The sequence below is a fragment of the Haladaptatus sp. AB618 genome (genome assembly GCF_024136965.1).
Taxonomy (GTDB): domain Archaea; phylum Halobacteriota; class Halobacteria; order Halobacteriales; family Haladaptataceae; genus Haladaptatus.
On record NZ_JAMYJX010000001.1, the window covers coordinates 841,603 to 865,721 of the forward strand.

Consider the following 24,119-nt stretch of genomic DNA (forward strand, 5'->3'; position numbering starts at 1 on the left):
CGTCAGTGGATGGAAAAATGGCGATTTCGACAGTGGCAAATTACCGTGCTATCCCGTCGCGGAGAGGCCGGAAACTACCCCATATGGTCGAGAACGTACTCCGCGGCCCGTGTCGCGCCGTTCTCGTATTCGGGGGACTCGGGCGGATGGCGCACCGCCCGCACGACGTGCGGGATCGAATGTTCGACCTGGAAACCCCGAAGCCCCGTGCGTTCGATGACCCGCGAGACGCCGTGTTGTTCGTCGGTGAACGGGTGAATGATACACGGCGTCCCGGCCACGGCGGCCTCCATTACGGTCGAGTAGCCGGAACAGACGACGACGTTCGCCGCTTGAATCCACGGGAGAAGCGATGGCACCGATTCCCAGTCGTCGTCGCCGACGAGCGTTACGTCGTTACCTTCCGCTTCCAACGCACGCGTGAGTTCCTTGAAGTTCGTCGTGTAGGTACTCGGAACGAGGAGCACGTCCACGTTCTCGGGTGGCTCTTCCCCGTTCGGTTCGAGCGCGATAGGAGGGATATGGACGACTCCCGCCGGGTCGCCGCGGTCCGGTGGCCACACCGAGGGGTAGAGGAACGCATGGGAGATCGAGATTTGATAGCGGTTGAGAATCCACGTGAACACCTCTTCGACGGCGGCGTCGTAGTAGGAGGCGGCGTTGTGAGTGAGAACGTACAGCGGCGTGTCGGTGCAGTGGGCCGCCATCGCGGCGAACATGTCGTCGGTGACGAGTGCGGCCGGGTCTTCGCGGCGAAGCCATCGAACGAAGTCGAAGACGCGGCGTGCACTGTTCGGAACGCTTCGGGTCAACACGTTGAATATCGACCCACCCTGATAATCACCGATGTAGTCGACCGTTGCGGGCCGATACACCTCGTAACCGTTGTGCTCGATGAACTGCGACCCCGGACCACCACCCGCGAGGACGACATCCGTTTCCGGCCCTTCCAATGCCTGTGCCACCGCCAGCATCCGGGTCGCGTGTCCCGCGCCTTCCGGATAATGTGCGACAGCAACGGTCCGGCTCATGGGAAACTGTCTACCCTGCCGTGGGAAGTAAATTTGGATTTTCAGTTTGAACGGAAAAAGGAGTCGGACGGGGTCGATTACGAGAATTTCGGTCGCGTCGCGCTGGAACTCGAATGGAATCGAACGAATTCCGACGCCGTAGCTCTCGTCACGGGAAAAGAACGAACGGCGAGTACACTCGCCGCTCACGAGAATGTCCGTCGTAAAATCATGGGACCACGGAAAGGCGAGCAAAGCTCGCCTTTCCTGCTCCCATCAAAGAGTGGGACCGCCAAGAGTCGAACACCGTCGTTCCGCTTCGCTCCACGACGAGCTTCGGACTCACTTCGTTCGTCCGACATCGCGCGTTGCGCGATGCGACGCTCGGCGGTCGACTGATTTTCCTCCTCACGTACGTTCGTCGTAAAATCATGGGACCGCCGAGAGTCGAACTCGGGTCCTACGGACCCCATCCGCAGAGGATACCACTACCCCACGGTCCCGCTACATTCCTGAAATGGTGGGTTGCCCTGTTAAGCCCTTCGTTTCACTCCCGAGACCGCGGGACGACGAGGTCGCCGTCGTCCCGGACCGCCAAACTGGTGACAGGGTCGTTCTCGTAGGCCGCGACGCCGTGATAGCGCCCGACGACGTAGCCGTCGTGGTCGGTTTTCACCGTCGCCTTCGACTCGCCGTGGGGTGTCACGATGTCGGCTATCACGTCGCTCTCCTCGAACGCGTCCCCCGGTTCGACGCGATGGCGGACGATTCCCGCCGTGTCGGTGTGCGGATGGACGGCGCGCTTGACCGGGAAATCGACCGGTGTGTCGAGTCCCGTCGGTTCGGGGTCGCCGGGGAGCATGTCGAGTTCGCGCATGACGTTCAGAAGCCCGACGACACCCTTCTCGCGGGTGTCCTCCTCCACGACCTCGAAGCCGCCGAGTTCGACCGTGAACGACGGAATTCCGGCGTTGTTCAGCGCCGCACCCGCCGTCGAACGCTGGAGGTCCTGCTCGACGTACTCCTCGGCGGCGTACTCGTTGATGACCGGGAAGTCGTACGCGTCCACGAGGCGTTCGAGTTCGTCGGCCAGTTCGTGGGCTTCGTCTTCGGTCCGTTCGGTTCCAAATAAGACTCTGTCCCGAATCACGAACGGAATCGATCCGACCTGCGCGGTGTGAAGGTCCACGAGCGCGTCCGCCGACTCGGCGAAGGCTTCGAAAATGCGCTCGTCGATGAGTTCCTGCACGCGCGGCGGGCGCGACCCGTCCGCATCCGGGTCGGGGAAGTAGCGGTTCGGGTCGTCGCCGTGGTAGTACGAAGTGCGGGTTGTTTGGCGAAGTCCTGCGGGATTCAAGTTAGGGAGACAGACGACGGTGCCGCGAACCTTCGATTCCAATCCCTCCTTCATCACGTCCTGTGCGGTGGCGAGGGCGGTCACCTCGTTGCCGTGAATCGACGCCGTGATCCAGAGCGTCGGGCCGTCTTCCTCACCCTCCGCGATGAGCACGGGGAGCCGTTCGGGCGTTCCCGTGGGGAGGTCGGTGACGTCCAACCACCCGGTGACGAGTTCGCCGGGTTTCGATTCCGCGGTGCCGACTTGCATACCGGGTGGTGACTCGCACGCGACAAAAAGACGCCCCAACCGGCAGGGGAAGCGAGAATTCCGGAAATCGCTACACCAACACGCGCTCCAGTTCCACGACCGTCCCCTCCTCCGCATCCGCATCGCCGACCATGTGACCGAGACAGACGGCCGCGCCGTTCGGCGTGTAGCAGGCGACGAGTTGGCCTTCGTCCGCTTCTTCGGCGTCGATGACGCCCGGCGCGTACACCTGTGCACCCTGTGCGACCTGCTCGGCCGCGTTGGGGGCGATGGTCACGCTTGGCAGGTGGGTCAGCGCGTCCTCGGCGGGGCGGACGACCTCACGTAGCCAGTCGTCCTCGCCCTCCTCCCGCCAGCGCGCCAGCGCGTCCGAGAGGTCGTGGAGCGTCTCGAGGTCGGTGTCGTCGAACGGGCCGGTGGCGGTTCGACGGAGGTGACCCATGTGTGCGCCCGTCCCGAGCGCGAGGCCGATGTCGTGACAGAGTTTTCTGATATAGGTCCCGCTCTCGCAGCGAATTCGGAGAAGCGCCTGTCGGTCCTGCACTTCCAGGGTGTCCAACTCGTAGATTTCGCGCACGCGGAGTCGTCGCGAGACGGCGCTCTTTCGCGGCGGTTTCTGATACAGCGGTGCCTCGAACTCCGAGACGATGGCTTCGAGGTCGGCTGGCGCGGTGTCGTGCAGTTCGAGGACGGAGACGTACTCCTTCGAACCCTCCAGAAAGACCTGCGAGAGGCGGGTCGCATCGCCGGTCAGCGTCGGCAGACACCCCGTGACCTTCGGGTCGAGCGTGCCCGAGTGTGCGGCTTGCTCGACGTCACAGAGGTCCCGCACCCACGCCGCGACCTGGTGGGCCGACGGGCCGGGCGGTTTGTCGAGGTTGACGACGCCGAATTCGAGGAGTTCGCGTGGCGAACGTTCGGTTGGTGGGCCGCGAAGCGTCATCAGAAATCGTACGAGATGCCTTCGGTGGGGTACTTTCCTTCGTCGGACTCTACCTCGTAGTTCTCGATGGCGGTCGTGAGCATGGCGAGAACGTCGTCGGGGTTCCAACGGGCGGTGTTGATGCTTAGGTCGTAGATAGTGAGGTCGTTGATGTCGATACCGTAATATTCCTCGTAGCGCTGTGCCTCGCTGCCCGCACGGGCGCGGGTTTCGGTCGCCGCCTGCTTCACGGACTTGTCCTCGCGGTCGGAGATACGGGCCGCACGAACGTCGAGCGGTGCGTTGAGCCAGATTCTGAAATCGGCGTAGTCCCCGGCGAGCCATCCGGCGAGTCGGGATTCGAGGACGAGGTCGTTCTCCTGCGTGGCGATTTCCCGCAGTCGTCGATCCAAATCGCGGTCGATTTCCTCGTCCTCCTCGGCCAGTTTGTTGAATTCGAGCGGCGTCAGATCGCGTTCCGCGGCGAGTTCGCGGAAGATGTCGCCGCCGCTGACGTGGTCCAGATCGAACGCGTTTGCGAGTCCCTCCGCAGTCGTGCTCTTCCCACTCCCCGGTGGGCCTGAGACGGTCAATAACATATGTGCCCTCGCACGGGCACCAAGAAAGAGGTTTTGAACTTAGGTCGGCGTCGTCTGGATGTTCAGCGCCTTCCGGATGAGTTGCGTGAACGCCATCGAGCAAAGGAAGTACCAGACGATCCACGCCATCATCGGGCCGATGACTGGCCCTTTCCACTTCGTGAGGCCGATCATCGGGAGGATGATATGATCCGGCGTTACGGGCGTCGGATTGCCGCCGATGCGCCAGTACATCCAGAGGAACGCCGGGATGGTGATGAACATCGACCAGACCATCGGGCGGAACTGCTCTTTGAACATCCCCGTCTGGTCGCCCATGGCTTCCATCTGCTCCTGGCGGATGGCTTCCATCTCCTGCTCGTTGCCGCGTTCCTTCGCTTCCTTCTGACGCTCCTGGATGTCCTTCATGCGCTCCTGATACATGCTCATCTTCTCCATGTCCATCAGGTTGTCCTGCAGGAGCGTGGTGTACAGTCCCGTCAGCATGGAGACGATCATGATGACGATGTAGAACGGGAGCGCGTGATCTATCGGGCCGAGGACGACGTTGACGACGCTCCCGACGGCGGCTTTGATGGTGTTGTTGGAGTAACCCAAGAACAACCCGATGCTCGCCACCGCCGCGAGTTTGTCCCACATCGACCACGAGGTCGATTCCATGTCGTCCAAGTCACTCGACGAAGAGGAAGTAGTCGTCGTCGCCGCCGTTCCGGAATCATCGAGCGCGTCGGCGACTTCGTCGGGGTCCGACAGTTCGAATCCGTGAATTCCATCCTCGAGAATCCCCTTCTCTATCAAGCGACCCCACTGACCGCTCGTGAGGTCGTCGTTTACGTCCTGCCATTGGACTTCGTCCGACCCCTCGTCGGTCCGCTCGTAGATGACCGAGAGGGCGTCGGCCATCGCCGGGTCCTCGGCGATGAGCGTTTCTACCTTCTTCGCTGTCCGTGCCATTACAGCACGATTAGAATTCGGCGTTAATCAACCTTCGCCATCGACACGGGCGTTACGGCAACCGACGGGAACGTCGGGAAGACGAGATACCGAAACGGTACGTAGACAAGCGGCGTTCGGACACCGACTCGATACGCTCCCCGAAACGGAATCAACGAAGCCACACGAAAAAGAACGCTCGTTTGAATACCGCTGAACGCGTCTCTACGCTTCTTCTTCTATCGTTTCACGGATATCGTCCCACACCTCGTCGGGCGTCTGCTCTCCGTCGATGCGGATGAGTTCGCCGGACTCGTCGAAGTGGTCGATGACGGGTTCCGTGTTCTCGTGGTAGACGCGGAGGCGTTCCCGAACCGTTTCCTCGGTGTCGTCGTCACGCTGGACGAGTCGTTCCTTGACCGCTTCGTCCTCTGCGGGGTTGTATTCGACGTGGTAGATGTCGCCCGTTTCGGGGTCGAGACGACGGCCGGTCAGTCGGCCGACGAGTTCGTCCTCGCTCACGTCGAGGTACAGGACGATGTCGAGGTCGGTGATGTCGGCCAGATACTCCGCCTGCGAGAGGTTTCGCGGGTAGCCGTCGAGGACGTAGCCGTCTGCCTCGGACAGCGCGGCGTTCACGATTTCGTTCACGACCGGGTCGGGAACGAGTTCGCCCTCGTCCATGAAACTCGCGGGCGTTCCGTGTTCGGTCTCCATGTGCTTGTTCGCCCGAAGCGCGTCGCCGGTCGTGACGTGTTCTACGTCGAATTCGTCGGCGATTCGCGCACTCTGTGTCCCTTTCCCAGCACCGGGCGCACCCAAAATCAGGATGTTCGGGTTCATGCAATCACCTGCGATGTCCTCGCATAAAGGCTTACGGAAAGGGAGCAGGGCACCCGGTTTTTGTCGGCACGGGACGAACCTTTCAGTATGACTCGATTCAGCGCGGACACACCGACGGAACGCCGGAAACTCGTCGTGGACGCCATCACCGCACACCGCGAGCGTACGAGCGCGTTCTGCACGCTCCAAGCCGACGTGGAAAGCGAAGCGCGGGAGGAAGACGATTCCGAGGAGGAACTGGAGTTACCGCCGTGGATCCAGTTCGGCGACCGCACGCTCAACCTGGACTGTACCGAGGAAGAACTGGAGCGACTCAAGGACCTGCTCCGGGAGTTCCCGGCCTTCAAAATCGAGCAGTTGGAGAGTCCGGAGGACGCCGATGGAACGAACGTCCGTATCAGCGCGAAGGCCGACGCCAACCGTATCGCGCAGTTCGTCGAACGCGCGTTCCGCGAGGTGTATGGCTGTTCGGAGTCGGTGACGCTGTGGGCCGTCGAAGTGTGAAATTCGTCGCGGAGATCAGACGGTCGCGGTCCCGGAAAAGCCCTCCAAGGCGTCGTCCGACACTCCTTCGCGTGAGAACACGGTAACGACGTCGTCGGGGCGGATTCGGGTGTCCCCCCGCGGCGTCAGCATCGAATCGTCGCGTTCGATGGCGATGACGAGGATGTCGTCGCCGATGAGTCCCTCGGCACCGGCCTCCTTGAGCGTCTTGTCGGCGATGGGTGAGTCCTCGTTGATGGCCAATTCCGCAACGTCGGCTTCCCCGGAGAGGCTGACGAAGTCGGTCATCGAGATGTGGCTCCCTTCCTTATCGGGGCCGAACGGGTGGTACGGCTGGGATCGCTCGTTCTGGATGAGGTCTTCGCCCTCGATTTCCAGCCCGCGGTTCGACAGTTCGCGGGCGATACGCGAGAGGTCGCTGGTGTCCTTCCCGACCGCTTTGACCTGGATGTTCCCGCGACCGGTCATGAGTTCCCGGACGTTGACCACGCCGGGTATTTCGAGGATTCGCTGCGCGAGCGTCTCGCGGTTCGGGACCGGCGCGGTACACGTGAACAGGTTCGTCAGTCGTCCATCGACGCGTTCGAAATCGACGTTCGCGTGGAACCCCGTGAGGATACCGTGGTCTTCGAGTTGTTGAATCCGGTTGCGTATCGTCCCCGACGAGACGTTGACTTCGCTCGCAATCTGCGGGGCGGAGGTGTCACGCGCGTTCCGCATCAGATAGTAAATTATCCGCCGGTCGATTTCGTCGAGCCGATATCCCATACGGAACAGTAGTCCCAAGGACGTTAAACCGTTTTTCGCCTGCGGCCGGGATTCGTCGGCGAATCGCGTTCGAGATGCCGGGTAATCTGGGCCTACCGGGGTAACAGTTACAATCCTCGGTGTTGACGACTGATTAACACGTCGTTCGGCCTCATCCGGCCGGACGGTCTCAACGAATGTCCCTCGATACGAGCCTCCGCAAACCCACAGATCGGTGCGATTCGCTGCTTTCCGTACTTGACGGTGCCGAATCCTTATCCGTCGTGTGTCACAACAATCCCGACCCGGATAGCATCAGCAGCGCGCTCGCACTGGCCGCAATCGCGGAGTCGGCGAGCGTCGCCGACGTGGACCTGTACTACAGCGGGAAGATAACGCACCAGCAAAATCGGGCGATGGTCAACCTGTTGGACGTGGACCTGTGCCCCTTCTCCGAGGAGTGTCTCGATTCGACGGATCTCATGGGGTTCGTCGATCACGCCGTCCCCGGTCAGAACAACCGCGTGCCCGACGGCTACGTCCCCGACATCGTCATCGACCACCATCCGAACGAGTCGGTCGAGGGGGTCCACGTGGACCACCGGGAGGAAATCGGCGCGACGGCGTCAATCCTGACCGAGTACCTGGTCGAACTCGATATGGAACTCGACGCCCGACTGGCGACCGCGCTGTTGTTCGGCATTCGACGCGAGACGCTCGAATTCACGCGCGATGCCACGGAAGCGGAGTACACGAACGCCCGGTATCTCCATCCGCACGCGGACGTGGACCTGCTCCGCCGCCTCTCGGATTCGTTGTTCACCCACGAAACCCTCGACTCCATCGCCGATGCGATTCAGAATCGCGTCGTCAAAGGGTCGCATCTCGTCTCACACGCCGGACGGACGACCGAACGGGATACGCTCCCCCAGGCGGCGGACTACTTACTCAACCTTGAGGGGGTTTCCACCACGCTCGTTTTCGGCATCATCGACGAGATGATCCACCTGAGCGCACGGACGCGAAACCCCCGCGTTCATGCGGGCAACCTCATGACCGAGGCGTTCGGCGATATCGGAAGCGTCGGCGGTCATCGAGCGATGGCGGGCGGCGCGATTCCGCTCGGCCTGTTCGGCGCGCTCGACGACCGCGACGATGCACTCGTGGAACTCGTGAGCGAGGTGCTCACCGAGCGGTTCTTCGAACAGGTCGTCGGGACGCCGTAAAACCGAAAGGGGGGCGTCAGCGCAGCAAACGCGAGAGCCAAGAGGTGATACCGAGGTGGCGCTTCGCCATGATGATGGTGCTCTTCGAGCGCCAACCGACCTGCTCCGGCAGCGCGCCGAAGACGAACTGTTGGAGCAGTCCTTCCCGCGTCGCGCCGATGATGGTCAGGTCGTGCTGGCCGGTTCGTTCGACGATGGTGTCGACGACGTCGTTGCCGGTGAGCAGTTCGGTCGTGACGGTCGTCCCCTCGTCGAACGACGCCTTCGCGTCTTCGAGAATCTCCTCCGCGTCCGACCGCTCGCTCTCGCTCGCGTCCGGACGGACGACGTGTACGACTTCGACGGTCGCGTCGTTCGAACGTGCGACGTGTTCGGCCACCTCGACGGCGAGTTCGGCGTGTGGGCCACCGGCGGTCGGGACGAGGATGGATTCGACCCGCTTTTCATCCGGTCCGATTCGTTCGACCAACACGTCACAAGGGGCATTTTGGACGACTTCGTCCACGTTGCTTCCGAGGACGATATCGCGTCGGGCGCTCGTGCGCTGGCCCTTCCACCCCATCAGCACGGTGTCGCTGTCGTACTGTTCGACGGTGTTGAGGATGGCCTTCGAGATGTCGTGGCCGATCCGGATCGTCCCGCTGACGGGAACGTCGCTGTCCTTGGCGACTTCCATCGCCTCCCGCAACACCGCACGCTTGGGGTCCACGAACTTCCGACCTTCCTCGATCGGCGTCTGCTGTGGTACCGTGACGATGCTCATGACGAGAATCTCGGCGTTCCGATCACGCGCGATGCTGATCGCGGTACGCATCAATTGCGGTACGCTCTCGGGGTTGGCGATGGGGACGACGATCTGGTTGTCGGTCTCCGACGGGACGCGTTCGGTGACGATGGTCGGCGTCTCCTTCTCCAACTTCTCGACTTCCTTGTTGCGGGAGTAGCCGTAGTAGATGGCGAGACCAAGCCCCATCCAGATGACGGTCGTGACGAGCGCGACGAACCCCTCCGAATTCGCTCCGATTCCGGGTTCGAGTCCCAGTTCGAGCAGGAGGAACGGCGTCAGGAGGAACTGGAGGACGAGGCCGATGAGCGGCGGCCACGGCATGTATGGAATCCTGTACGTCCGGGGCAAGTCGGGATGCGTCTGGCGCATCCGAATGACCGTCCAGTTCACCTGCACGAACAGCAGGATGAACATGAGGTCGGCCGAGGCCGCGACGCTCTCGATGGGGAGCGTGACGGCCATGGCGATGATAAGGACCGAAGAAAGCGCGAGTGCGATGTGCGGCGTGCGCTTTTCCGGGTGGATGTTGTCGAACATCGCCGGAAGCACTCGATCACGACCCATCGCGAACGACACTCGACTGGACGAGAAGATGGTCGCGTTGAGCGCCGAGAGCGTCGCCGCCAATCCTGCGATCAACAGGAGCGGGATACCGTACGGGACGAACGACCCCGCCGCTTGGATGATACCGAGTTCTCCGAGGTCGCCGAGGAGATTCCACGTCGGGACGTTCGCGGGCGACCCGCTTATGCCTGCGATGTTGAGCAGGTGCTGGGTCACGTCGATACCGCCGATGGCGGCGAACGAGACGAGGACGTAGATGGGGACGACGATGATCATCGAGTAGAAGATTGCTTTCGGGATGTTTTTCCCAGGGCTGACGACTTCCTCTCCCGACTGAACGATGATCTCGTACCCCTCGAAGGCGATGTAGGTGAACCCCATCGCGCCGAGGATGCCGACGAAGCCGTTCGGTGCGAACGACGGATTACTGACGAACTTCGCGGTCCAATCGGGCGTGGTCAGCGTCGCTTTGATGCCAAAGACGACGAAGACGCCGAGGATTATCAGTTTGAGACCGGTGACGATAATCCCGGCAGTGCCGGTCTCCTCCGCACCGCGGAAGTTGATGTAGGCGAAGAGGAGGACGACCAGCACGGCCATCCCCTTCTCGGCCACGATGGGCGTCACAAAGCCGAACAACGCGAAGTCGTGCGTGAGGCCGGTTCCGTAGATGACGAACTCGACGAAGAACGTCCCGAAGGTGACGGCGTACAGGGCACACGCGACGGCGTGTGCGAACCAACTCATCCATCCGGCGTAGAACCCGTTGGGGTCCACGAGCGCCTCCTTTACCCAGAGGTAGCCCCCACCGGCCTCCGGGAACGCCGCGCCGAGTTCCGCGTAGGAGATGGCGGTGAACATCGCCACGAACCCGTTGAGGATGAACGCGACGGTGAGCGCCGGACCGGCGATACCCGCCGCGAATCCGGTCAGGGCGAAGACGCCCGCCCCGATCATCGCGCCGACACCGATGAACGTGATATCGAACAGGCTCATGTCGCGCGAGAGTTCGGTCTCGACGGAACCGTCCTCGACGCCCCCACTCGCCGCGTCCGACTCGGTCGAACTACGGTCCATCTTCCTCACCTCGCTCCCCACCGAGTAAAGCTCTGCCGTGGTCGTTTGTTATCGGCACCATTATTTCGTATTCCCCAATATAGTTGGAGGTATAATACTGTTTCCGTATTCTATTTATAAGGATGTTTCTGGGAGTCCATCCCTGGCGCGAAAATAGTTCCGATGGTACCTTCGCTTTAGAGCTCTTCGTGAATCCAATAATGGGAGATTTGGGAGGCATCCACCCAGTGGACCTGGTCGTCGGCGTCGATGCGGATGAACGGCTCCTCCTCGAACTCGACATTGTGAGTGTGGAGTTCGAGCTCCTCCCCATCCCCGAGCTTGACCATTATCTCACCCTTCTCCTGAAGGCCGTCTTCCAGCCGTTGGTAAATGGATGTCATTCCATCGATTTCGACATCGGGATCACTCAAAAGATTTGTTGCCAACGGAAGGAAATATTATTAGACGAGAGTCCTTTCTGCGGAATCCGACGGTCGGAATTTCGGTTCACGCAACGCCGTTGTCCCGGAGCAGGTCAGCCAGCACGTGAAAGTACAGTACGATGGCGGTGAAGACGGCGACAGGCGGCCAGAGGACGATCAACACGCCGACGAGAACGCCGCCGATGGCGACGTGTGAGAGGATACGCAGGTGTTCCAGTTCCGCATTGTCCACGTCCTCGAACACCCAATCCTGATCACCGAACGCGTCCCGAGGGTTCGCCAGACATGCACGGAGATGCCGCCAACTGCCCGTTTCGAAACGCGTGAGAACGAAGTGATCCAGATCGATGAAGACGCTCAACAGCACCCCGTAGACGAACAGGGCGGCGAGCAGTGGCGTACCGAATCGACCCGAAAGCGGAACGAGGAGAAGCGCCGAAACCACGGCACCGATGGCGAAGTGTTCCCGCGAGTACATTGATCAGGCGAATCGACATCGTCTCCGGGCTAAAAGATGGCGTTCGTCACATCTTCCTTATCACTTTCACTAGATGGTGAATATATTTATACTATAGTTCTCCCGTGTGAATACGAACCACGGTACCGGAAAACGAACTTCGCTACGTTCAAGGTGTCTCTCCCGCAGTACTGCATTCAATGGGAGGACACAGCGCGGAGCGAATCCCGCTCGCCCGACTGCCGTCGGGCGTCGAACTCGAAACGACGATACACACTTACGAAGGTGCCGAAGACGGCCCGACCCTCTACGTGCAGGCGGCCCAGCACGGCCGCGAAATCAACGGAAGCGAAGTGCTCCGACGGTTCCACGAGGAGATCGAGACGGAGACCCTCGCGGGCCGAATCGTGGCGGTACCGGTCGCCGACCCGCTCACGTTCGACCGGGTGTCGTACACCACGCCCGAGCAGTTGGACAGCATCAACCCGAACATGAACCGGGTCTGGCCCGGCGACCCCGACGGCACGATTCACGAGCGCATGGCGGCGACGCTCTGGGAGTACGCCAGCGAGGCGGACGCCATCGTGGACCTCCACACCGGCAGCCCGAACATGATGACCCACGTCGTCTTCATGGAAGGCGACGAGGAGTCACGGGCGTTGGCGGAAGCCTTCGGCACCAACCTCCTGCTCTCTGAAGAGGCGGGCGACGACGCCGACGTGGAGTGGTCCGAGCGCAACTTCGGCGGCAAGTTCCGCGTCGCGGCCACGCGCGAAGGAATCCCGTCCATCACGCCGGAGCTCGCACACAACAAGGAAGTCGTCGAAAACGCGGTCGAAACCGGGCTTACCGGACTCACGAACGTCTGCCGACAGCTCGGAATGCTCCCCGCATCGCCGCTGGAGAACGGGGAGAAAATACTTGCCCGAAATCATCTCGGTCGCGTCGATGCCGACGATTCCGGATTGTTCGTCGTGGAGTCGAACCACGAAATCGGCGACGAAGTCGAGGCAGGAGAGCGCATCGGGACCCTGTACGACCCGGCGACGTACGAGGTTCGACAAGAAGTAGAAACCGACCGCGACGGAATCCTCTACGCGCTAACCCGCGAATCGACCGTATGCGGGGGCGGCAAGCTGTTGAGTGTGGCGCTCCTCCGCGAGGAGTGAGAGCGCCGTACCGTTCCGTTCCATCCCCGAGCCAGTTCGTGAAGAACGGGACCCCGTGAACGTCACGCTGTTCTTCGAGGAATGAGAGAGCGCCGGTGACAGTTCCCCGATTTTCGGGACGCGAACGATAGCAACGCCGATGATCCAGTCGGGACGAACCGGCGAGGAGATGCCGACCGCTTGGTCGTAATACCCGTTCGCGTCCCCTTTGGTGATGAATCCCGAATGCGGTGCCGGACAGTTCCGAAGTTGGGCACAGCTATCCGCACCCGCGACGTACGATGCATTCGCTTTGTCGTACCAGTTTTCGCCCTTCGTGACCCAGAACCGCGCTCGATGGAGGACGGGAATCGCCGAGTCGTTTCCGTACGGATGGTAGACGAGGACGTTGCCGGGACCACCGAGCGTCTCGAAACCGTCCTCCTTCCCGCTCTGTGCCGAAACGACGCCATCCCGACTGTCCGGCGGCGTGACGCGGTGTTTGTCCATCACCACGACCACGTCCGTCCGGTTGACGTGCGGCGACATGCTCCCGCTGATGACGGTGTACGCGGGCGGCCAGACGCCCAGCGTCACCACGAAGAGAATACTCACGACGAGAACGACGGCGACCACGCTGGCAATCAATCGACGGAGGCTGAACACGACACGGTGGGACGCGAACTACGAGCTTTGTTATCGTCCACCTGCAAAACGGAACGTAGTCCTTTCCGCCGAGCTAGCGAGTGACAGTGACAGCGATACTGCCGGGCAGTGACGGCGATACTGCCGGACAGTGACGACTATACTGCCGATAAGTATCGTGCGCGACAGGAACCGAAAGGCGGGACCCATCCCCCGGAAATCGAACGCTACCCGTCGTAGTCACTCGCTTCCGAAGTCGAGAAGCGACCGCTGGTGGCGCATCAACGGACGAGCGTCGTATCCGAGCTTCTGGAGGTGCCCCGCGAACTCGTCGGCGAATCCGTGTTGCGTGTAGACGATTTCGGGGTCCACCGCTTCCACGGTCGAAACGAGTTCGTCGAAATCGCAGTGATCGGAGAGCGGAAACGTCACGTCGTAGCCCCCGCGGTAGCGATAGGAACTCGTGACGGCCCAACCGGAGAAGCCGACCATCGACCCGCCGACCCGCTCAACGAGGTCCCGAACCCAGTCCGTTCGGGAGCGGTTGGACGGGAGCACGACGATTTCGTCGCCCGCGAGCCCGTTCGCCTCGAACGGTCCCGCGTCGAAGGTGATGTCCGTCGTCGCCTCGATGGCCTCGTTCACGTTCCGAATCGCGTCGCTGACGACGATGGGGCGGTTCGTCGCCCGCCGAGCGAGATGCTGGAGTTTCCCCGCCCGTCCGAGCGAGTAGCCGAACAGGAACAGCGGTTCGTCGTGGTCGGCGAGCCAATCGCAGATTTCGCCCTCCAACTCCTCCTGGGGCGGAAAGCGATACTGCGGGTCGCCGTATGTCGTCTCCATCACCAGCACGTCGGCGGGGACCGGGTCGAACCCGTCGAGGTACTGTCTGTCCCGAGTCGAGAAGTCCCCGGTGTACAGATACCGGCGGTCGTCCTCGCCCTCGACGAGCGTCGCCCGCGACCCGACGACGTGTCCCGCCGGGAGGAGTTCGATGCCCGGAACGGTGTCGGTGTACTCGAACTCCGCGCCCGTCCGCGCTCGAACGAGCGCGGCGGTTTCGGCCGAACAGAGCACCGTCTCCGGCGTCGTCCGAAACGTGTGGTCGGCGTGGGCGTGGCTCACGACGTTCACGTCACCCACGGCGCTGCGGGCGTCCGCGACGATGGTCCGGTCCGTCTCGATGTGGATGCCGTCCCGCAGTCGAATCACGGTCGAAGTTGGGACGCGATGGATTTGAACCCGCCGAGACGGTCCTGCTCATCTCACGTCCGTTCGACTGCGCGGGCGTGCGACTCGTCTGCTCAAATCCCAGTGGACAGTTTCACTGACACGAGTCGTCAGCGCCACCTAGCGGCGTCGCTTACGGAGTTGCGTCAGTGAAAAGTGCGCTGGCTGGGATTTGAACTCGCCGAGACGGTTTCGTGATTCAGACGGTTTCACTTGGAATCTGCGAGGATAGTCGAGTAGGTGACAACCATTCGACTATTGTGGGCCTGTCGATCCCGCATGGCCAGTCAAGCGTTGCGTTGAAGTCGTCGTGACGAACCACTCTCCCTATGGACAAAGCCGACCTCCGCGACAGAATCTGGACGCAGTTGGAGGACGAGGGAATCGCTCGGTTTCCGTTCCCTCCACACGGTCGGATTCCGAACTTCGCAGGCGCGAAGGAGGCAGCCGACCGACTCGCCGAACTTCCGGAGTGGCAGGAGGCGTCGGTCATCAAGGCGAATCCAGACGCGCCACAGTTGCCGGTTCGACGGCGGGCGCTCCGGGAGGGGAAGGTCGTCTACATGGCCCAACCACGCCTTCGGGACGAAAAGCCGTTCATGAAACTCGACCCGGCGGAAATCGAGGACACGGACGCCGCGGCGACGGTGTCGAAGATGGACGGCTACGCCGAACCCGTCGCACCGGACGACGTTCCCCACGTGGATTTCATCGTCTCCGGGAGCGTCGCGGTGACGGAGGCGGGAACCCGGATCGGAAAGGGCGAGGGATACAGCGACCTCGAATTCGCCGTCCTGCACGCGTTGGGGGCGGCGGACGACGATACGACGATAGCGACGACGGTCCACGAAGTACAACTGGTCGACGACGCGCCAGCGCCGGAACCCCACGACGTGCCGATGGACGTCGTGGTGACGCCCGAGCGCGTCGTCCGGACGGAGACGACGGTCGAGCGACCGGACGGTATCGACTGGGAGGTACTTCCGGAGGAAAAGATCGAGGAGATTCCGCTTCTCCAGCGATTACAGCCGTGATTTCGAATCCGGTTGTCACCGCAACCCGAAGACAACGGACGGTTATACGAGGGAGATGAGCAAATAACGAACCGTGAGCACGGCGAGTGTGTTGACATGCGCCGCGACGTTCCGAGGCTACTCACGACGCTACTCATCGTTTCGCTGGTCGTCGTCTCCCTCACCGCAGGTGCTGGAGTCCGCCCCGCTGCGGGGCAGGAAAACGCCGCTGACGGCACGGGGATCGATAGCTGTACGACGATTTCGTCGCCGGGACGCTACACGCTCACCGGCGATATCCGAAACGTGACGGTCGGTACGTGCCTTCGAATCACGGCGAACGACGTGACGCTCGACGGACGCGGGCACCGAGTCGACGGCGTCCGTGCGTTCGGTACCTCCGGCGTCCTCGTGACCGGCGGATCGAACGTCACGGTCCGGAACGTTGGGGCGACCGACTGGGACGATGGAATCCGGTTCGTCGGAACCCGGAACGCGAGGGTGGCCGAAACGACCACCGCCCGCAACCGCGTCGGACTGTCCCTCGTTTCGTTTCGGGATAGCGAGGTCGTGGACAACGTCGCCCGCTCGAACGCCGTGGCTGGCGTCTTCCTCGTCGGCAGCAGTTCGAACAACACCCTCCGAAACACCACGGTGAACGACAACGCCTTGATCGGCATCCAACTCGTGGAAGCCACTCGAAACACCGTCGTTGGCACCGTCGCGCGCGGAAACGAGTTCGGCGTCGCCCTGCTTGGTGCCAACCGAAACACGGTCCGTGGGAGCGTGGCGACCGGAAACCACATCGCTGGACTGTGGCTCTCCGCGGCGAGCGACAACCGAATCCGCAACAACCGCGTTTCGAACCGATTCTACGGCATCTACCTCGCCGACGGTGCCCGGAACAACACGATCGAATCGAACGTCGCCCGTGAGAACTCCGTCGGCATCCGGTTGCGGTCGAGCGACCGCAACGCCATTCTCGACAATCGGCTCGTGAACAGCCGAGACGCCGGAATCCTCCTCATTTCGAGCGACCGAAATCGCCTCGTCGGAAACCGAGGAACCGGAAATCGACGGGGAATCGCCGTTTCGTCGTCGTCCGACGGAAACACGCGGTCGAACAACTCCGTGGAGTAGTTTCGTCGAACGTTCACACGTCGGCGTACTCGCGGGCGAACACCGTGAGCAGTATGCGGAGCATCCCGAGGACGATGGGGCCGAAGAACAGCCCCATGAAGCCGAACACGTAGACGCCGCCGAAGATGCCGACCACGAGGATGCCCGGATTCAGCTTCGCCTCCCGCCCGCTGACTATCGGTCGAAGGTAGTTGTCCGAGAGGCTGATGACGAAGGTGCCGTAGAGGAACAGGAACCCTGCCGCAACCGGCCGATTTACGAGGAGGAGGTAGGCGGACGCCGGGAGCCAGACGACGGAGGCTCCGACGAGCGGAAGCAGGGAGAGCAGCGTCGTCACGACCGTCCAGAACACCACGCCCGGGACTCCCGCGATGACGAATCCGATGCCGGTCAGGATGCCCTGTACGATTGCGACGAGGACGTTGCCGACCAACACGCCCCACATCACCCGGTCCATCTCGGAGTACAGTTCGTCCTGTACGTCGTCGTGGAGGGGCGTACACCGGCGAATCCAGGCGACGAACTCCTCCCCGCCGGTGAGCAGGTAGTAGAGCACGAACACCATCACGGTGAGACCGATGAGGGCGTTCGAGACGCCGCCGAAGATACCGAGCGCGTTGTCCACCAGACGTGAGGAACTTCCCGCTGGCAGGAGTTCCTGTAACGTTCGACCGTGGATGGTGATGCCGGTGTATCGTTCGACCAACGCGATGAGTTCGGCGACCTGCTGGTCGCCACGAGCGATCACTCGGAGGAGCGTGAGCGCCTGCCGGGCGGCGATTGCCAGGAGCGCCGTGACGGGAACGAGGACGACGAGCGTGGTGAGGACGAGGAGCGAGAGTGCGGATACCCGAGTGCCGACGCGGTGTTTCAACCGGCGTTGAACGGGGAACAGGACGTATCCCAACAGGATTGCGGCCAACACGTACTGGAGAAACGGTTTGACGAGCAGAATTGAGAGGAGGCCGAACACGGCGATGAGAAACAGTAGGAATCCGCGTTCCCGATTCATGCCGGAGAAACGACGGGAGGGCGTATAAATCAGCACGAAGGACATCGAATGGAGTCCGCGGTACCGAAGCGTTCAATCGTCGAACTCGATCTCGATGTCGTCCTCCAACGCGTCCAACGTCCGAACCGCCGATTCGACCTCACAGCCTTTCGTTCGGCGGGCCGATTTCATCGTCCGTGCGATCGTGCGTATTCGCTCGGCACTCACGTCGAGGTCGAGCACGTCGATGATCACATCGTCGATGGCGGTTTGTCCACTGTCGTCGCCAGCGGCTAATCGCTCGAACCCCTCCCGAACCGTCGCTTTCTGCTCGTCCGTCAACGCTTCCGGGTCGACGACCCGAAGGGTTCGAAGGTCGGAACTGGAGAGGTTGATCGCTCCCCCACCCGTCACCCTCCCGTGGCTCTCGATCACGATTTTCGAGAGGCTGGCGTTCAACAACCCGAGCAGGAGCGTCACGTCCCCCTGTCGAGGGTGGACGAGCAGGAACCGGTTGCTGGCAACGACTTCCCCATCAGTTCGGAAGAAGAACCGACGCGTGTCCATCGCCTGCGGGCAGACGATGGGTGCCGTTTTGTCGTCCAATCCACCCATCGCGAACCACGGGTCGTTGATCCGCACGGAGTCGTTCGTGCTCGATGGGTGATCGTCGGCCCATCGAAGATAGGCGGCCACGCCGTCGTGGCCATCCCATTCGAGCGCCGAGATGACGCGAGTTTCGTTGGAGACCGTGGCGACATCGTCGCAGTCCCCATCGGCGGATTCGGACGAGGAGAGCACCGTCTCCGCGTATTTGGCAACGTCCAGCATCCACTTCTCCGCGTCGTCCACCGAGTGCTCGTACCCATCGACTTCCTTCACGCTCTTTATCGCCGGGCGGAGGAATCCGTCTTCGATTCGGCGGACCCAGTCTCCGTCCGTATCGAGGATGAAGACGGGGTTCGCTCCGGTTTTCTTCCCCCGCGTGACGGTGGCAATCTCGGACAGCGAAACCGTCTCGGGGTGTTCGAGAACCACGGTGTAGAGTGCCGGAGCCGTGACGTAGTGATGCAATTTCCCGCCGAGACGTGCCATCAAATGCGACTGAGCGACGGTAATGGTCCGATGGCTCCGTTCGCTTCTGATTCGAAGGTTCCCGGAACCCGTCGCGTCACGGCCGATCACGTCGATGACGTCGTCCGGGTCCATCCGCTCGTTGAGACGGACGAAGTTCGTCCGCGTGTTCCGTCGTGCCGTCGCGTCGTCGGTCCGTTCCAATAGCAACAACACCGTGTCCACGAGCGCATCCTCGAACAGGCGGTTTCGAAACCCGACCACCGCTTCGACCTTGTAGTGGTCGTAGAGGAATCGCTGCAGCGACGGACCGTAATCCGCGGTCATCCACTTCGTCGGCACGATCCACGCCACCCGTGCGCCCTCCCGAAGAAAGCCCGTGACGTGCGTCAGAAAGTAACAGTACAGATCGCTCCGTCCGTCGAGCGCTTCCCCCGAATCCAGCGCTTCGAGATGCTCGCGGAAATGCTCCCGATCCGTGGCGATGGACTCCTGTCGAACGTAGGGTGGGTTCGCAACCGTCGCGTCGAACGTTCCGACGGCTTCCGGGTCGAGGTCGAAGAAGTCACGGTGATGAACGAAGCGTTCGTCCGCCTGTTCGTGGCTGTTTCGCGCCGCCAGGTTCACCTCGGTCAGCAGAAGCGGGAACTCGTCGATGTCCACGGCCGTGAGTTGCCGAAGCAGATCCCGATGCGAACGGTCCCCTGACCCCAACGTATCCAGTCGCCTATAGGCCTCCACGAGAAGCGACCCGGACCCGCTCGCCGGGTCGAGTACCCTGTCGCTCGGTGACCGAACCGCCCAGCGGGCGAGCAGTCGCCCGATTTCGTCCGGCGTGTAGAACTGGCCGAGTTCCGCCCGTTCCTCGGCCGGGATGAGCTTCTGGTACACACGCCCGAGAACGTCGGTTTCGATGTCGTCCAACGGTTCGCGCTCGACGCTCCTCGCGAACCCTTCCAATCGTTCCAGCGTCCCACCGTCGTTCGGTATCTTGCTCCAAAACCCGTCGCTCGAATCCTTCCACGCCTCGGTTGCAGATTCCGCTCCCGCTTCGTTCGATTCATGGTCGACATCTCGAAGGCGTCCATCGAACACGATGCGTGCCACCAGTAGACAGCCGTACTGTTGGGCGGCGATCCGAACCGTTCGGTCGAAGTCCGAATCGAGGGGATAGCCGTTCTCGTCCGCCCACGTCGCCAACGAGTCGTGAAAGCCGTCGTCGTCCTCGAACGCGTCGGCGATGAGCGACTCGTATCGCGGCACGAGGGTGGCGTGAAAGCTTCGAAGCCGACCGACGAAGAAATCGCCGAACCGAATCGGCGATTCCGTGCCCTCCTGTAGCGCCACCGCGTCCCGAAGGAGTTCCCCGCAGAATTCGGCCATCGACCGGGTTCGCAAGTTGTACCCTCGCCGGGTGAACTCCGAGACGTCGGTCGTCGGGGATGCGCTCTCGGAGTTCGGACGACGAAAGAGGAATGCGTCGTTTTCGTTGACCGTCGCAAAGACGCGGGTTCCGTTCTCACGGGCGTTCCGTATCCCTCGCTCGATCACGTCGTCCGAGTGCGGGTCCACATCGGACGGTACCGCTTCGAGTACGACGGCGTCACGACGGGACGACGGAACGAGAACGCTCGCGCTGTCGCCGTCCGCACGAGGTTCGTCGTCGGGAACCTCGAACGGCGTCTCGTGTGCCGAAACGTACGTCGCCATCGCGGAACGGAGACGGGAACGAAACACGAACGCCGAGTCCATGGTCCGTGAATCATCGGCGTGATTCAAGAAGTTTCCCCGGGTTCGGCTGATACGCTTTGCCAAACTGGTGGTGAAAAAACGGAACCGCAGTGAAAATCGGAAGTCTGTGACGACCTTATCCGCCGAACATCTCGCGCATCATCGGATGCATCTCCATTAGCTGCTCTTCAGCGATCTCCTCGTACAACTTGTACGTGATGGACACCGCGAGCAGCAGCGAGGTACCGGAGGTGCCACCGATGGTACCGAGCATGTTCGCCAGGACGGCCAGCAGGCCGACCAGCGCGCCGCCGAGGACGGTGACCTGCGGGATGTACCGCTCCATCACCTTCTCGATGACGCCCGTGTTCTGACGGAAACCGGGAATCTGCATCCCGGAGTTCTGGATCTGTTTCGCGGTCGATTCGGGACCCATGTCCGCCGTCTCCACCCAGAAGACCGCGAAGATGGCACCGCCGACGACCATGAACCCGAGATCAAGACCGACGCGGACCAGGACCTGCCACCATGCTTGGGGGAGGGAGTTGGCCCACCACATCCACTGATTCGGACTCTGGATGGGTGCGAGGTAGTAGAATATCCCGCCGGTGGGATACCCCTGATTGTAGACACCGAGCCATGTTGGCATACTGTCCCCGAGCTGACTGTTCAGGATGCGCCCGAGGAACTGGATGTTCGCCTGCAGGGCGCGGACGAGGATCATCGGCAGGACGCTCGCGTAGATGAGCTTCACGGGGAAGCGACCGCGCGCACCCTTCACTCGTGCGTGGCTCAACGGTATCTCGACGCGCACGCTCTCCGCGTACACGACGACGATGAAGATGAGTATCGTCGTGGTGAGCGCGATGATTTGCCCACCGCCGAACAGGAGGTACTGGATACCTCCCGCCGTGAGCAGCGAGATGTTCTCCGCGTTCCCGGTGATGATGTCGATCCACTGCGGGATGAGGCCGGTGTAGGTACCGAGGCCCTTCGGCGAGATGAGACCGCCGACGAGGCTCTGGCTGACGTTGGCGACGATGAACAGCCCGATACCGCTCCCGACACCCCACTTGCTGACGATCTCGTCCATGAACAGGATGAGGATCGCGCCGATGAAGATCTGGGCGAAGATGAGCCACTGGACGCCGAAGTCGCCGATGCCGAGGCTGGCAGCGACCTGGTCGTTCACCGGCAGGAACCCGCCGATGAACACCATCGGCAGCCCTTCGAGACAGACCATCACGACGACCAGCAGCTTTTGTAGGCCCTGATAGAGCACTTGGTCGCGTGGGTCGTCAGTGTCCAGTCCCAACAGGTCCGCACCGCCGAGCAACTGGAGGACGATGCTCGCGGTGACGATCGGTCCGATACCGAGGTGCAGGACAGTTCCTCGTCCACCGCCGAGTATCGAACGGAAGTTACCGAAGATATCGGCACCTTGGTTCGCCCCGTATAGGTAGACGTTTGTCAGGAAGAAGTACAGCAGTAACACTCCCCCCGTCCACATCAGCTTGCGCTTGAAGGGTATGTGTCCCTCCGGGCGCTGGACGGCGGGCATTCGTGTGAGGACTGGTTCAGCAGTCTCTTTCCAACCCATGTTCAACATCAATTCGCACCTCCCTACATGTATCTCCTTCGACTCGCATCACAGACAAAAATAGATAGTATAATGTAGCGAGGGGGCCACAGAATACGGTCTCGGGCGGTTTAGGGTAATCCAAGAAACGGCCACAAAGTTTTAAGCTCGAAGCCACACTTCATTCTCAACTCAGAAAAACGCAATTATGTCTCGATCAGCGTTGCTACTCGACAGGGAACTGCATCAAAAAACGGTCAACGAACGGAGTTATTCCGCGTCGTCTTCGTCTTCGCTTTCGCCGAACTCCTCTTCCTGGGCCCGGTCGCTCAGGACGGCGTCGCCGTCCGCTTCCTCGATGAGTTCGACCGCGGATGCCGAGAAGGCGTCCGCAGTGATGTCGAGGCTGTTGCGAACCTGACCGCTGCCGAGCACCTTGACGGCGTCAGCGTCCCAGCCGTCGTCGACGACATCGCGTGCGTCGAGCTGGTAGCCGTCGTCGGTCTCCTCGGCGACTCCCTCGGCCGCGTACAGCGCGGCGTCTTCGTCGAGTTTCTGCACGGAAACGGTGAGCACCGTTTCCTTCGAGTCTTCGGGTCGGGAGAACCCGTGCTTTCCGAGCGGTTCGTAGTTGTGGAACTCGTGTTTTGCGCGACCGGCGCGTCCGCGACCACCACGGTGTCCGGCACCGCGGCGGTTCTTGTGGGTTCCGCCCCCGTGCGTCCGCGAGCCACGCTGGCGTCGTTTCTTGCTCGTCATGGTTATCGCATCGCCTTGAGGAGCGTGCTGATTTCCTCTGTCGTGTGTTTGCCGAGCTGGCCTCCTTCCTTCGTCGGGTGCTTGATACCCTCGTGTCCACCACGCGGTGGGTGAAGGCGGAGGACGGGCGTCAGGCCCTGCTCACGGAGCGTCGTCTCGTCGTCGAGGAGCGCGCTCGTGAGGTCGGCAACGTCGTCGTAGTCGGTGTTCTCTGCGATCCACTCGTCGTCGACCTCGTCGCTGCCTTCGAGCGGCTGTGCTCGCTTGGCGAGAACCGTCTCCAAGACCTCCTGGTCGGGTTCCCCGTGGGCGACGAAGTCGTTGACCTTCGTGATCATGCCGCGGTAGGTCTCCGATTCCGGAACCAGCGCGCAGTGATTGACCTTGTGGATGTTGAGCATCGACAGGGTGTCACGAATGTCCTGGTTCATGTTGACCTCACCGCGAACTTGGACGACTGCTTCCATCAGTCAGCCACCTCCGGTTCCTCGTCGGGACGGGCGCGCGGCCCACGCGCTTGGGAGGCGTTCTCCAGCGCGTTGTACGTCGCCTTGGCGAGGTTGAGCGTCGTTCGCGTGTTGCCGTGGCTCTTCGTCCAGGCGTTCTCGACTCCCGCGAGTTCGAGGATTTTGCGAACGGTGTCGGTCGCTGCGAGACCCAATCCGGCCGGTGCCGGGATGAGTTCGACCTCGACACTGCCCGCCTTCCCCTTCGTTCGGTGGGTGAGCGAGTGCGGTCGGTCGCTTCGGTCTTCCCACGACCCTGCGCCGCGGGGAACGTCGATGATGTTCAGCTTTGCAATCTCGATAGCCTTCTGGATGGCACCACCGACCTGATCGTCTCGACCTTCCGCGTAGCCGACGAAGCCGTCGCGGTTGCCGATAGCACAGACGCAGCGGAACTTCACCCGCCGACCGGAGTCGGTCATGCGCTGGACCATGTTGATGTCCAGCACTTCGTCTTCGAGACCGGGAAGGAGCTGATCGACGAGCTCCGGCTCCTTGAGCGGAAGGCCGGAGTTCAGCGCCTCCTCCATCGTCTCGATGTCGCCATCGGCGACCTTTCGGCCGAGACGAGTCTGGGGTTGCCAGCCGTTTCTGTTACTCATA

General features: G+C 61.9%; 23 protein-coding genes and 1 tRNA gene. 5 read left to right on the forward strand and 19 right to left on the reverse strand.

Annotation, left to right across the window (positions count from 1 at the left end; genetic code table 11):
* Positions 1-74: 74 nt before the first annotated feature.
* From NKF26_RS04450 to NKF26_RS04480, 7 genes are all read right to left on the reverse strand, one after another.
* Entirely contained in the window at positions 75-1,031 is a 957-nt protein-coding gene (locus NKF26_RS04450) for a glycosyltransferase (RefSeq protein ID WP_253225537.1), read from the reverse strand.
* 411 nt (positions 1,032-1,442) lie between these two features.
* A tRNA-Pro gene (locus tag NKF26_RS04455) sits at positions 1,443-1,513 on the reverse strand.
* Between the two features lie 44 nt (positions 1,514-1,557).
* Complete coding sequence (locus NKF26_RS04460) at positions 1,558-2,616, reverse strand: succinylglutamate desuccinylase/aspartoacylase family protein (RefSeq protein ID WP_253225538.1); 1,059 nt, start codon at positions 2,614-2,616, stop codon at positions 1,558-1,560.
* A 70-nt stretch (positions 2,617-2,686) separates the two neighbouring features.
* The gene (locus tag NKF26_RS04465) at positions 2,687-3,559 is read right to left on the reverse strand and encodes an RNA-guided pseudouridylation complex pseudouridine synthase subunit Cbf5 (protein ID WP_253234030.1); all 873 of its coding nucleotides are present in this window, start codon (positions 3,557-3,559) and stop codon (positions 2,687-2,689) included.
* Positions 3,559-4,137, reverse strand: a complete 579-nt coding sequence (gene cmk / locus NKF26_RS04470; protein WP_253234031.1) for a (d)CMP kinase — start codon at positions 4,135-4,137, stop codon at positions 3,559-3,561. The genes NKF26_RS04465 and cmk overlap by 1 nt, the downstream gene beginning before the upstream one ends.
* Before the next feature lie 39 nt (positions 4,138-4,176).
* Entirely contained in the window at positions 4,177-5,091 is a 915-nt protein-coding gene (locus tag NKF26_RS04475) for a DUF106 domain-containing protein (RefSeq protein WP_253225541.1), read from the reverse strand.
* Between the two features lie 204 nt (positions 5,092-5,295).
* Positions 5,296-5,913: an adenylate kinase gene (locus NKF26_RS04480; RefSeq protein ID WP_253225542.1), complete on the reverse strand. Its 618-nt coding sequence runs from the start codon at positions 5,911-5,913 to the stop codon at positions 5,296-5,298.
* A gap of 87 nt (positions 5,914-6,000) precedes the next feature.
* Between NKF26_RS04480 and NKF26_RS04485 the strand changes: the two genes are divergently transcribed.
* Positions 6,001-6,417 (forward strand): hypothetical protein, encoded by a 417-nt coding sequence (locus NKF26_RS04485; RefSeq protein WP_253225543.1) that lies wholly within the window; start codon positions 6,001-6,003, stop codon positions 6,415-6,417.
* Between the two features lie 15 nt (positions 6,418-6,432).
* Here NKF26_RS04485 and NKF26_RS04490 read toward each other — a convergent pair whose 3' ends face one another.
* Positions 6,433-7,185, reverse strand: a complete 753-nt coding sequence (locus tag NKF26_RS04490; RefSeq protein ID WP_253234032.1) for a TrkA C-terminal domain-containing protein — start codon at positions 7,183-7,185, stop codon at positions 6,433-6,435.
* 176 nt (positions 7,186-7,361) lie between these two features.
* Between NKF26_RS04490 and NKF26_RS04495 the strand changes: the two genes are divergently transcribed.
* The gene (locus tag NKF26_RS04495) at positions 7,362-8,390 is read left to right on the forward strand and encodes a bifunctional oligoribonuclease/PAP phosphatase NrnA (protein WP_253225544.1); all 1,029 of its coding nucleotides are present in this window, start codon (positions 7,362-7,364) and stop codon (positions 8,388-8,390) included.
* Between the two features lie 16 nt (positions 8,391-8,406).
* Here the strand turns inward: NKF26_RS04495 and NKF26_RS04500 are convergent, their stop codons facing one another.
* The 3 genes from NKF26_RS04500 to NKF26_RS04510 all read right to left on the reverse strand — a co-directional run bounded on the left by NKF26_RS04500 (position 8,407) and on the right by NKF26_RS04510 (position 11,721).
* Positions 8,407-10,818, reverse strand: a complete 2,412-nt coding sequence (locus NKF26_RS04500) for an amino acid permease (protein ID WP_253225545.1) — start codon at positions 10,816-10,818, stop codon at positions 8,407-8,409.
* A gap of 176 nt (positions 10,819-10,994) precedes the next feature.
* Positions 10,995-11,201, reverse strand: a complete 207-nt coding sequence (locus tag NKF26_RS04505) for a hypothetical protein (protein ID WP_066141815.1) — start codon at positions 11,199-11,201, stop codon at positions 10,995-10,997.
* 106 nt (positions 11,202-11,307) lie between these two features.
* A complete protein-coding gene (locus NKF26_RS04510; protein WP_253225546.1) occupies positions 11,308-11,721 on the reverse strand; it encodes a hypothetical protein in 414 nt (137 codons plus the stop codon).
* 179 nt (positions 11,722-11,900) lie between these two features.
* Between NKF26_RS04510 and NKF26_RS04515 the strand changes: the two genes are divergently transcribed.
* A complete protein-coding gene (locus NKF26_RS04515) occupies positions 11,901-12,869 on the forward strand; it encodes a succinylglutamate desuccinylase/aspartoacylase family protein (RefSeq protein ID WP_253225547.1) in 969 nt (322 codons plus the stop codon).
* Here NKF26_RS04515 and NKF26_RS04520 read toward each other — a convergent pair.
* Both NKF26_RS04520 and NKF26_RS04525 read right to left on the reverse strand, forming a co-directional pair.
* Positions 12,801-13,484: a S26 family signal peptidase gene (locus NKF26_RS04520; protein ID WP_253225548.1), complete on the reverse strand. Its 684-nt coding sequence runs from the start codon at positions 13,482-13,484 to the stop codon at positions 12,801-12,803. The two genes, NKF26_RS04515 and NKF26_RS04520, sit on opposite strands and share 69 nt — an antisense overlap.
* Positions 13,485-13,733: 249 nt before the next feature.
* Positions 13,734-14,705: an mRNA 3'-end processing factor gene (locus NKF26_RS04525; protein WP_253225549.1), complete on the reverse strand. Its 972-nt coding sequence runs from the start codon at positions 14,703-14,705 to the stop codon at positions 13,734-13,736.
* A 347-nt stretch (positions 14,706-15,052) separates the two neighbouring features.
* Here NKF26_RS04525 and NKF26_RS04530 point away from each other — a divergent pair, with 347 nt between their 5' ends.
* Positions 15,053-15,757, forward strand: coding sequence for a 5-formyltetrahydrofolate cyclo-ligase (locus NKF26_RS04530; protein WP_253234033.1), 705 nt, complete (start codon positions 15,053-15,055; stop codon positions 15,755-15,757).
* A 96-nt stretch (positions 15,758-15,853) separates the two neighbouring features.
* Complete coding sequence (locus tag NKF26_RS04535) at positions 15,854-16,876, forward strand: nitrous oxide reductase family maturation protein NosD (RefSeq protein ID WP_253234034.1); 1,023 nt, start codon at positions 15,854-15,856, stop codon at positions 16,874-16,876.
* Between the two features lie 13 nt (positions 16,877-16,889).
* Here NKF26_RS04535 and NKF26_RS04540 read toward each other — a convergent pair whose 3' ends face one another.
* The 6 genes from NKF26_RS04540 to NKF26_RS04565 form a co-directional block, all read right to left on the reverse strand.
* Complete coding sequence (locus tag NKF26_RS04540) at positions 16,890-17,888, reverse strand: AI-2E family transporter (RefSeq protein WP_253225552.1); 999 nt, start codon at positions 17,886-17,888, stop codon at positions 16,890-16,892.
* A 72-nt stretch (positions 17,889-17,960) separates the two neighbouring features.
* Entirely contained in the window at positions 17,961-20,693 is a 2,733-nt protein-coding gene (locus NKF26_RS04545; protein WP_253234035.1) for a class I SAM-dependent DNA methyltransferase, read from the reverse strand.
* Positions 20,694-20,808: 115 nt separating this feature from the next.
* Entirely contained in the window at positions 20,809-22,272 is a 1,464-nt protein-coding gene (gene secY / locus NKF26_RS04550) for a preprotein translocase subunit SecY (protein ID WP_253234117.1), read from the reverse strand.
* A 249-nt stretch (positions 22,273-22,521) separates the two neighbouring features.
* Positions 22,522-23,010: an uL15m family ribosomal protein gene (locus tag NKF26_RS04555; protein WP_066141831.1), complete on the reverse strand. Its 489-nt coding sequence runs from the start codon at positions 23,008-23,010 to the stop codon at positions 22,522-22,524.
* Positions 23,011-23,012: 2 nt separating this feature from the next.
* Positions 23,013-23,477 carry a 50S ribosomal protein L30 gene (gene rpmD / locus NKF26_RS04560; protein WP_066141834.1) on the reverse strand — a complete coding sequence of 155 codons (465 nt, stop codon included), beginning with the start codon at positions 23,475-23,477 and terminating at the stop codon, positions 23,013-23,015.
* The gene (locus NKF26_RS04565) at positions 23,477-24,118 is read right to left on the reverse strand and encodes a 30S ribosomal protein S5 (protein WP_066141837.1); all 642 of its coding nucleotides are present in this window, start codon (positions 24,116-24,118) and stop codon (positions 23,477-23,479) included. The genes rpmD and NKF26_RS04565 overlap by 1 nt, the downstream gene beginning before the upstream one ends.
* Between the last annotated feature and the right edge of the window lies 1 nt (position 24,119).

Bases quoted from the DNA above. Each gene is read 5' to 3' on its own strand.
- NKF26_RS04450 (WP_253225537.1), bottom strand. From the start codon at position 1,031: ATGAGCCGGACCGTTGCTGTCGCACATTATCCGGAAGGCGCGGGACAC.
- NKF26_RS04460 (WP_253225538.1), bottom strand. From the start codon at position 2,616: ATGCAAGTCGGCACCGCGGAATCGAAACCCGGCGAACTCGTCACCGGG.
- NKF26_RS04465 (WP_253234030.1), bottom strand. From the start codon at position 3,559: ATGACGCTTCGCGGCCCACCAACCGAACGTTCGCCACGCGAACTCCTC.
- cmk (WP_253234031.1), bottom strand. From the start codon at position 4,137: ATGTTATTGACCGTCTCAGGCCCACCGGGGAGTGGGAAGAGCACGACT.
- NKF26_RS04475 (WP_253225541.1), bottom strand. From the start codon at position 5,091: ATGGCACGGACAGCGAAGAAGGTAGAAACGCTCATCGCCGAGGACCCG.
- NKF26_RS04480 (WP_253225542.1), bottom strand. From the start codon at position 5,913: ATGAACCCGAACATCCTGATTTTGGGTGCGCCCGGTGCTGGGAAAGGG.
- NKF26_RS04485 (WP_253225543.1), top strand. From the start codon at position 6,001: ATGACTCGATTCAGCGCGGACACACCGACGGAACGCCGGAAACTCGTC.
- NKF26_RS04490 (WP_253234032.1), bottom strand. From the start codon at position 7,185: ATGGGATATCGGCTCGACGAAATCGACCGGCGGATAATTTACTATCTG.
- NKF26_RS04495 (WP_253225544.1), top strand. From the start codon at position 7,362: ATGTCCCTCGATACGAGCCTCCGCAAACCCACAGATCGGTGCGATTCG.
- NKF26_RS04500 (WP_253225545.1), bottom strand. From the start codon at position 10,818: ATGGACCGTAGTTCGACCGAGTCGGACGCGGCGAGTGGGGGCGTCGAG.
- NKF26_RS04505 (WP_066141815.1), bottom strand. From the start codon at position 11,201: ATGACATCCATTTACCAACGGCTGGAAGACGGCCTTCAGGAGAAGGGT.
- NKF26_RS04510 (WP_253225546.1), bottom strand. From the start codon at position 11,721: ATGTACTCGCGGGAACACTTCGCCATCGGTGCCGTGGTTTCGGCGCTT.
- NKF26_RS04515 (WP_253225547.1), top strand. From the start codon at position 11,901: ATGGGAGGACACAGCGCGGAGCGAATCCCGCTCGCCCGACTGCCGTCG.
- NKF26_RS04530 (WP_253234033.1), top strand. From the start codon at position 15,053: ATGGACAAAGCCGACCTCCGCGACAGAATCTGGACGCAGTTGGAGGAC.
- NKF26_RS04535 (WP_253234034.1), top strand. From the start codon at position 15,854: ATGCGCCGCGACGTTCCGAGGCTACTCACGACGCTACTCATCGTTTCG.
- NKF26_RS04540 (WP_253225552.1), bottom strand. From the start codon at position 17,888: ATGAATCGGGAACGCGGATTCCTACTGTTTCTCATCGCCGTGTTCGGC.
- NKF26_RS04545 (WP_253234035.1), bottom strand. From the start codon at position 20,693: ATGGACTCGGCGTTCGTGTTTCGTTCCCGTCTCCGTTCCGCGATGGCG.
- secY (WP_253234117.1), bottom strand. From the start codon at position 22,272: ATGGGTTGGAAAGAGACTGCTGAACCAGTCCTCACACGAATGCCCGCC.
- NKF26_RS04555 (WP_066141831.1), bottom strand. From the start codon at position 23,010: ATGACGAGCAAGAAACGACGCCAGCGTGGCTCGCGGACGCACGGGGGC.
- rpmD (WP_066141834.1), bottom strand. From the start codon at position 23,477: ATGGAAGCAGTCGTCCAAGTTCGCGGTGAGGTCAACATGAACCAGGAC.
- NKF26_RS04565 (WP_066141837.1), bottom strand. From the start codon at position 24,118: ATGAGTAACAGAAACGGCTGGCAACCCCAGACTCGTCTCGGCCGAAAG.